General features: G+C 64.2%; 8 protein-coding genes. 6 read left to right on the top strand and 2 right to left on the bottom strand.

What is annotated here, in order from left to right; all coding sequences use genetic code 11:
- Nucleotides 1-161: 161 nt before the first annotated feature.
- Both ruvX and BV95_RS21810 read right to left on the bottom strand, forming a co-directional pair.
- Nucleotides 162-632 carry a Holliday junction resolvase RuvX gene (ruvX, locus tag BV95_RS21815; protein ID WP_037457292.1) on the bottom strand — a complete coding sequence of 157 codons (471 nt, stop codon included), beginning with the start codon at nt 630-632 and terminating at the stop codon, nt 162-164.
- A 2-nt stretch (nt 633-634) separates the two neighbouring features.
- Nucleotides 635-1,753: a DUF3089 domain-containing protein gene (locus BV95_RS21810; RefSeq protein ID WP_037457290.1), complete on the bottom strand. Its 1,119-nt coding sequence runs from the start codon at nt 1,751-1,753 to the stop codon at nt 635-637.
- Nucleotides 1,754-1,864: 111 nt separating this feature from the next.
- Between BV95_RS21810 and gatC the strand changes: the two genes are divergently transcribed.
- The 6 genes from gatC (at nt 1,865) to BV95_RS21780 (ending at nt 7,930) form a co-directional block, all read left to right on the top strand.
- The gene (gene gatC / locus BV95_RS21805; RefSeq protein ID WP_037457288.1) at nt 1,865-2,152 is read left to right on the top strand and encodes an Asp-tRNA(Asn)/Glu-tRNA(Gln) amidotransferase subunit GatC; all 288 of its coding nucleotides are present in this window, start codon (nt 1,865-1,867) and stop codon (nt 2,150-2,152) included.
- Nucleotides 2,152-3,651, top strand: a complete 1,500-nt coding sequence (gene gatA / locus BV95_RS21800) for an Asp-tRNA(Asn)/Glu-tRNA(Gln) amidotransferase subunit GatA (RefSeq protein ID WP_037457286.1) — start codon at nt 2,152-2,154, stop codon at nt 3,649-3,651. Before gatC ends, gatA begins: the two co-directional genes overlap by 1 nt.
- Before the next feature lie 96 nt (nt 3,652-3,747).
- Complete coding sequence (gene gatB / locus BV95_RS21795; protein ID WP_037457284.1) at nt 3,748-5,250, top strand: Asp-tRNA(Asn)/Glu-tRNA(Gln) amidotransferase subunit GatB; 1,503 nt, start codon at nt 3,748-3,750, stop codon at nt 5,248-5,250.
- Nucleotides 5,251-5,375: 125 nt separating this feature from the next.
- A complete protein-coding gene (locus BV95_RS21790; protein WP_013846537.1) occupies nt 5,376-6,119 on the top strand; it encodes a hypothetical protein in 744 nt (247 codons plus the stop codon).
- Nucleotides 6,119-7,306, top strand: a complete 1,188-nt coding sequence (locus BV95_RS21785; RefSeq protein ID WP_037457280.1) for a M48 family metallopeptidase — start codon at nt 6,119-6,121, stop codon at nt 7,304-7,306. The genes BV95_RS21790 and BV95_RS21785 overlap by 1 nt, the downstream gene beginning before the upstream one ends.
- A 9-nt stretch (nt 7,307-7,315) precedes the next feature.
- Complete coding sequence (locus tag BV95_RS21780) at nt 7,316-7,930, top strand: hypothetical protein (protein ID WP_037457278.1); 615 nt, start codon at nt 7,316-7,318, stop codon at nt 7,928-7,930.
- The last annotated feature ends 370 nt before the right edge of the window (nt 7,931-8,300 follow it).

Here is an 8,300-nt window from a genome sequence, read left to right as displayed (position 1 = left end):
GGATAAGGCGGAAGCTCGCTCCGCTCGCGCCCCCCCCCTAACCCCCTCCCGCCTGCGGGAGGGGGAATGACGGCTCTTCACCCAAATCACTCAGTTCGGCGAGTCCGTTGCCTAGGTCCAATGTCAGAACTGCGCTCCTGCCTTCGCAGGAGCGCGAAATTCTAAAAGCCTGCCATCAATCCGTCTATCGCGCCTTGCAATATGTAGCTGGCGGCGAGTTTGTCGACCAGTTCGCCTCGGCGGGCGCGGCTGGCGTCGGCTTCCAGCAGGGTGCGCGTCACCGCCTGGGTCGACCAGCGTTCGTCCCAGAACAGGATCGGCAGGCCCAGGTCTGCGATATTGCGGCCGAAGGCGCGGCTGGCCTGGCTGCGGGGGCTTTCGCTGCCGTCCAGGTTGAGCGGCAGGCCGATCACTACCCCCTTTACCTGCTGCTGCTCCATGAAGGCGGCGAGCGCGATCTTGTCCTTGCTGAATTTGCCCCGGCTGACGGTGTGGGCGGGGCTGGCGATGGACCAGCCCGCGTCGCAGAGCGCGAGGCCGATGGTCTTCGTGCCGACGTCCAGCCCGATCAGGCGGCCGCCATGGGGCAGGGCTTCGCGGAAGAGCGCGCGGTCGGCGGTGAGAATGGACATGCTTATTTCTTCAAAAAGGCGCTGAGGCGCTGCTTCGCGTCTTCCCGGACATCGGCCCAGAACAGCGCATAGTCATAGACGTGATAATTATTGCCGGGCAAGGTGAAGGGCCCCATGTCCACCGGTTGCCCGATCATCAGCACGCCGCTGGTGTCGCAGCGGGCGGGGACGATGCCGGGGACGAGGCGGGTCGGCTTGCCTGCGTCGCGAGCATCCAGCGTGCCGCGATTGGCGCTGGCCGGGGCCGCGCCGTTGAACGCGCCAGTGATGGGGTTGGTGCAGAGCATGTGGGTGCCCTTGTGCGGCTTTCCCGTGAAGCTGGGCTTGCGTTCGAAACTTTCGATCACGGCGGAGGGATCGGCCGGTTCGGCGTAGCTTTGCCAGCTTACGATGCAGTGCGCCTGATCGCGCCGGGCGCAGGCGGGAAGGCCGAGGGCGGGAAGGTCGGCCTCCACCGAGATCGGCCAGCCCACGGCGTAGACGGCGGCTACGCGATCGGTGAGGCTTTTGTCTGTCGCCCGTTCGCGCAGCAGCCTGAGCAGATGGAGCGACCCCTGGCTGTGGGCGGCCAGGATCAGGGGGCCTTGCGGATTGGCCTTCAGGAAGGCGGCGAAGGCCTGCTTCACATCGCCATAGGCGGCCGCCAGCGACTGTTCGGCGGCGGGCTTGTCGGTCAGGAAGGCCCCGTAATTGGCCTGCCGATAGCGGGGCGCCCAGATGGAACCGGCGGCGTTGAAGGCGCTCGCCTGATTCTGCACGAAGCGCCGGGCGGTGGTGAGCGCTTCCTGATCGTCCAGCCGCATGTTCCAATGCGCATCGCCCAGCGTGGTGATGTAGGATGTCGGGTGGATGAAGAAGACTGCTGCCTTTTCCGGGGAGGGGGCGTCCTTCACGCCTTCGGGGGTCCAGAGGGCCGGATTGTCCTTCGCTATGTCGGGGCGGGCGATCCACATCTTCGGATCGTCATAGGCGTTGGCGGGTAGGGGGGCGATGGCGACGAACGCCTCCCGCGGGACCATCACCAGGCGGATCATCTGCATCCCCCAGAGGCGATAGGCCAGCAATGCCGCGATCACCAGCACGACCAGGCCGGTTACGACATAGAGGAACTTGCGGGCCAAGGGTTGCTCTCCACGATGAGGGACGGTTTCTGTCTGGCGCAAGCGGCGGGCGCGCGCAAGGGCTCGGATCGGGGCTTGAAGCGGGCGTGACCGGGTGGTAGCGGCGGGGCCATGTCGATAGACCTTCAGACCGTGAAAAAGATCGCCAGCCTTTCGCGCATTTCGGTGACCGACGCCGAAGCCGAGGCCATGGTGCCCGAACTCAACAACATCCTGGGCTGGGTGGAGCAATTGGGGGAAGTGGACGTGACCGGCGTGGAGCCGATGACCGCCGTCATCCCCAACAAGCTGCGCCTGCGCGACGATGTCGTCACCGACGGCGATGTGCGCGACAAGGTGTTGGCCAATGCGCCGCAGGCCGAACATGGCTTCTTCGCGGTGCCGAAGGTGATCGAATAATGAGCGAGCTTACTGATCTGACGGTTGCGGAAATCCGCGACGGTTTCCGTGCGGGCGATTTTTCGGCGCGTGAAGTGGCGGAGGCGTTCAATAAGAATGTCGCCGCGGCCAAGGCGTTGAACGCCTTCATCGTGGAGACGCCGGAAAAGGCGCTGGAGGCGGCCGGAGCCGCTGATCGGGCGAAGGCCGCGGGGGAGGCTTTGAAGCCGCTTTCGGGCGTGCCGATCGGCATGAAGGATTTGTTCTGCACCGAGGGCGTGCAGACGACCGCCGCTTCGCACATGCTGGAGGGGTTTACGCCGACCTATGAGTCCACCGTTTCCGGCAAGCTGTGGGCGGCTGGCGCGGGGATGTTGGGCAAGCTGAACCTTGACCAGTTCGCCATGGGGTCTTCGAACGAGACGAGCTATTTCGGCAATGTGATTTCGCCCTGGCGGCGGGCCAGAAAAGATGGGGGCGGCGGGGATAATGCCGCTTTGGCGCCGGGCGGGTCTTCGGGCGGGTCTTCTTCGGCCATCGCGGCGCGGCTCTGTCCGGCGGCGACCGGGACCGATACGGGCGGGTCGATCCGGCAGCCTGCGGCCTTTACCGGCATTTCGGGGATCAAGCCGACCTATGGGCGTTGTTCGCGCTGGGGGATCGTGGCCTTTGCGTCTTCGCTCGATCAGGCCGGGCCGATGGCGCGGACGGTGCGGGACAATGCGATCCTGCTGGAGACGATGGCGGGCTTCGATCCCAAGGATTCGACTTCGCTCGATCTGGCGGTGCCGCAGTGGGAAGCCCATTTGTCGAGCGATCTCAAGGGGAAGAAGGTCGGCATTCCCAGGGAATATCGGCCCGATGGGCTGAATGCCGAGATTGCGGCCTTGTGGGATCGCGGGATCGAGTGGCTGAAGGATGCGGGCGCCGAGGTGGTGGACGTGTCGCTGCCGCATACGAAATATGCGCTGCCGACCTATTATATCATCGCGCCGGCTGAGGCTTCGTCCAACCTCGCCCGTTATGACGGCGTGCGTTATGGGCAGCGCAACTTGCCGGATGGGGCGGGGTTGCAGGACATGTATGCCGCGACCCGCGCTCTCGGTTTCGGGCCGGAGGTGAAGCGGCGGATCATGATCGGCACCTATGTGCTGTCGGCGGGCTTCTATGACGCCTATTATACGCAGGCGCAGAAGGTTCGGGCATTGATTGCACGGGATTTCGAGCAGGCCTTCGAGAAGTGCGACCTGCTGCTGACGCCGACAGCGCCCAGCGCTTCCTTCGCGCTTGGCGAGAAGCAGGCCGATCCGCTGGCCATGTATCTGAACGATGTCTTCACCGTGCCTGCTTCGCTGGCTGGGTTGCCTGCGATGGCCGTGCCGGGGGGGCTGGATGCGCAAGGACTGCCCCTGGGCCTCCAGATCATCGGCAAGGCGCTGGACGAGCAGACCGTGCTGAACGCGGGCCTCGCTATCGAGGAACGTGCAGGCTTCACGGCCCGGCCGGACAAGTGGTGGTAAGCAATCCGTGCTCCTGCGAAGGCAGGAGCCCAGGGCCATATAGCTCTGCACTCACCCTGGGTTCCTGCTTGCGCAGGAACGCATGAGGACAAGAAAATGACTGAGACAGCATATCGCATTCAGGGCGCAACCGGCGAGTGGGAGGTCGTGATCGGCCTGGAAGTCCACGCGCAGGTAACGAGCGAGGCGAAGCTCTTTTCCGGCGCGGCCACGGCTTTCGGGGCGGAGCCGAATACGCAGGTTTCGCTGGTCGACGCGGCCATGCCCGGCATGTTGCCTGTGCCGAACCGCGAGTGCATCCGGCAGGCGGTGCGCACCGGCATGGCGATCGAGGCGAAGATCAACAAATGGTCGCGTTTCGACCGGAAGAATTATTTCTACGCGGACTTGCCGCAGGGTTATCAGATCAGCCAGCTTTACCACCCGCTGGTGGGCGAGGGCGCCATCGAGATCAGCCTGGACGACAAGAATCCCGACGCAGTGACCAAGCGGATCGGCATCGAGCGCATCCATGTCGAGCAGGATGCGGGCAAGCTGATGCACGACCAGCATCCTACGCGATCCTATGTCGACCTGAACCGGTCGGGCGTGGCGCTGATGGAGATCGTGTCGAAGCCCGACATGCGTTCGCCCGCCGAGGCCGGGGCCTATCTGTCGAAGCTGCGGACTATCCTGCGCTATGTGGGGTCGTGCGACGGCAATATGGATCAGGGGTCGATGCGCGCCGACGTCAACGTCTCGGTCCGCAAGCCCGGCGAGGAGTTCGGCACCCGCACCGAGACGAAGAATGTGAATTCGGTTCGTTTCGTCATGGCGGTGGTCGAGCACGAAGCCAACCGGCAGGTCGACGTGCTGGAAGCTGGTGGCAAGATCGTGCAGGAAACGCGCCTCTACGATCCGGACAGGAATGAAACGCGGTCCATGCGGTCGAAGGAAGACGCGCATGACTATCGCTATTTCCCTGATCCGGACTTGTTGCCGCTGGAACTGGATGACGCCTTTCTGGAGGAATGCCGTCAGTCGCTGCCCGAACTGCCCGATGCCAAGCGTCAGCGTTATGAGCAGGATCTGGGCCTTAGCGCCTATAATGCCGCCACGCTGACCGCCGACGCGGACACCGCCCGCTGGTTCGAGGCGCTGCTGGCCGAGGGTGCGCGCATCCAGAAGAAGAGCGAGAGCGAAGTCGCCAAGGCTTCGGCCAACTGGCTGCTGTCGGAGCTTTATGGCGCGCTCAATCGTCTGGGCAAATCGCTGGAAAGCAGCCCGGTCGGTCCGGAAGAAGGCGCGGAACTGCTGGCCCTGATCGCGGACGGCACGATCAGCGGCACCATCGCCAAGCAGGTGTTCGAGATCATGCTCGAAACCGGCGACCGCGCGCCGAAGATCGTCGAGGAAAAGGGGCTGAAGCAGACCAGCGACACCGGCGCAATCGAGGCGGCGGTGGCCAAGGTGCTGGCGGACAATGGCGACAAGGTCGAGCAGTATAAGGCGGGCAAGGAAGCGCTGTTCGGCTTCTTCGTCGGCCAGACGATGAAGGCGATGCAGGGCAAGGCCAATCCGCAGGTCGTCAATGAGCTGATCAAGAAGGCTTTGGGCTGATTGATCCATTATGGACGATGTCCGCTCCGGCGGGCATCGTTCTATCTATACCAGCGGCGCCCGGTTCGCTAAGCCCTTGAACAACAGCGATGAGTCGGGGGACTCGGCTGTTCTGGGGGTGGTTCATGCGTTACGCGTTCGGCTATGCCATTTTGTGCCTGCTGCTGGGTTGTCTGTCGCCCAGCGCCATGGCGCAGGAGAAGTCCGCTGTCCGGCAGGGCTTCGCGCTCGATCCGAACTCGACCAAAATCCTGCTGTTCCGGCCGAAGGTCACCGCGGGCAGCCAGTCGACCGCTGGCATGTTCGAACCCAATGCCGACTGGACGCAGCAGGCCCGCGACAATCTGGACCTCGCTCTGGCGGAGGCGCAGCAGCGGCTGGGCAATGAGATTGTCGGTTCGGTCGATGTCGTGGGGCAGCAGGCGGAGAGCCTGGCTGAATATCAGTCGCTCTTCGGCATCGTCGCGCAATCGGTGATCGAATTCCAGTTCTTCCCCGGCAATCGCCTGCCCACCAAAAAGCGCAAGGACGCGGCGTTCGACTGGACGCTTGGCCCCGGCGTGTCCGCGCTGGCGGCCCATTCGGGCGCGCGATACGGCCTGTTCATCTTTACCGAGGACCAGTTCGGTTCGACCGGGCGCAAGATTTTTCAGGTCTTCGCGGCGATGGGCGGCGTCGGCATCACGTCCGGCCAGCATAAGGGCTTTGCGGGTCTGGTGGACCTTAACAGCGGCGACCTGTTGTGGCTGAACGCGGATTTGCAGATGGGCGGCGACGTCCGCACCATGGAGGGCGCCCGCCGCCGCGTGGCGCAATTGCTGGAGGATTTTCCCGGCAGCACGGTCGCCCTTGCCGCCGCGGCCCAGTGATGCGCGCCTTGCTGCGGGGCATCCCGCTTGTGGCGTTGGCCTTGGCGCTGTTCCTGGTCCTGCCGGTATCGGTGTCCGCCGCGCCCGCGCCCGCGCCAGCACCTGCCGATCTGCCGCCCTATAGCCCCGCCTATCAGCCGCAGGGCACGGATGAGCGCGGCCTGTGGATGTGGGCCGATGAGGATGAGCGGGAATTGCGCGATTCCAAATTCGTCATCAACGATCCGGCGCTGCAATCCTATGTCGCCAGCGTCCTGTGCCGGGCGGTGGGGCAGGATCGGTGCCGGGGCGTGCGCATCTATCTGGTCCGGGTCGCGGCCTTCAACGCCAATATGTCGCCCAACGGGACGATGCAGGTGTGGAGCGGGCTGCTGCTGCGCGTGCGGAGCGAGGCGGAACTGGCCGCCATTCTGGGCCATGAATTCGCGCATTTCGAACTGCGGCACAGTCTTGCGGGTTTTCGCAAGGCGCGGACCATGACCGACATCGCCGCCTGGACGGCCGTTCTGGGCCAATATGGCGCGACCGTGCAGCAGGCGGCGATCGGTTCGATCTACCAGTTCAGCCGGGAACAGGAAAAGCAGGCCGATCTCCTCTCGCTCAAATATGCGATCCAATCCCCTTTTTCGGCGCAGGCGGCGGCGCATGTCTGGCAGCGCCTGATGGATGAGGCGGACGCGACCGCGCTGGGGCGCAAGCAGCGCAGCCGACGCTATGAGCGGGTCACCTTTTTCTCCACCCATCCGACCCCGCTCGACCGCGCAACCTATCTCGCCGACCTGTCCGCCGATGCCGCCGCCAAGCCGGAGGGGGCGGAAAGCTATTCGGCGGCGCTCGCCAAATGGTTGCCGGAATTTCTGTCCGACCAGTTGAAGCTCAACGATTTCGGCGGGACCGAATATCTGCTTTCCTCGCTGGCGGGGGAGCATTGGACCGCGCCCCTGCTGTTTGCCCGCGCCGAATTATATCGGCAGCGCGGCAATCCGCGCGATCTGGTCGCGGCGGCGGATTTCTACCGCTCGGCGCTCGCCGCCGACCCGGAACTGGCGGAGGGGTGGCGCGGATTGGGCCTGTGCCTGATGCGCGACCGCCAGCAGGCGGAGGGTGCGGCTGCGCTCAAAAATTACATCCGGCTGCGTCCGCAGGCGGCCGATATTTCCATGCTCCAGACGATGACCGGCGAATAGGATTTCCCGATGGCGATAAAAATTGCACCTTTGCTGGCCGTAATCTGCGCGGCTTTTTCGGCTCAGCCGCTGATGGCGGGCAACGCCCTGATGCCCGCGGGAACATCCGTCGCGGTGGCCAAATCGACGTTGACCGTCACGCCGGAGCGGGAATGGAACCGGCTGTCGGCCCGGCCCGGCCGCAATTCGGAAACCTGGACGCTGGACGGCGACGACCTGAACGGCCTTAATTTCTACAGCATCGAAAGCGGGCGCACCCTGTTCCGCGAGGTGAGCAAGAAGACCAAGCCGCTGCCGCGCTTTTCCTCCACCATGTTGCTGACCGACATTCCGGCGCTGCTGGAAAACAGCTATCGCATCGCGTTGGGCACCACGCTCTTTTCCATGACCCATGCCGAGCCTGCGCCCTTTCTGGGCGAGAAGGGCGTGCGCTTTTCCTACAGCTTCCGCAAGCAGATGGAGGATGTGTCGCGCAGCGGCGAAGCGGTGGGCGCCATCGTCAAGGGGCGGCTGTATCTGGTGACATTCGACGCGCCGGCCATTCTCTATTTCGACCGGGATGTTGCCGGTTTTCGGCAGATCGTGTCTTCGGCTCGCCTTGAAGCGCCTGCTGCGGCGCGCTGAAGTCCTTCGATACGCCGCTTCGACAAGCCCTGTCTTGAGCCTTTCGAAGGACTCAGTGGCGGCCCAGGGCGAACGGGATTCCATTCGCATGATGGTCAAAAAAAGGGGCGCTGCCGGGGGAAGGCAGCGCCCCTTCCATTGTGCGCCATGACCCGGTGGGTGCCGGTTTATGTCATGGCAGACTGGCGGGCCGGGAGGGTCTGTGGGACCGGACCGCCAATTCAGAGCCTGGGCCGCGTGGACAAATTCGGAATGTTGGGAAATGACCAATGGCTGACGTAATGCTTCCCCTCCCCTTCAGGGGAGGGGACTGAGGGGTGGGGGCGTGCCCCATGGGAAAGCTTTGTTGTAACGGCACACGTTAATGCAG

Origin of the sequence: Sphingobium chlorophenolicum, from assembly GCF_000722875.1 — a bacterium.
In the GTDB taxonomy this organism is placed as follows: domain Bacteria; phylum Pseudomonadota; class Alphaproteobacteria; order Sphingomonadales; family Sphingomonadaceae; genus Sphingobium; species Sphingobium chlorophenolicum.
The sequence above is the reverse complement of the archived record's forward strand: the minus strand, read 5'-3'. Positions and strand labels throughout refer to the sequence as shown.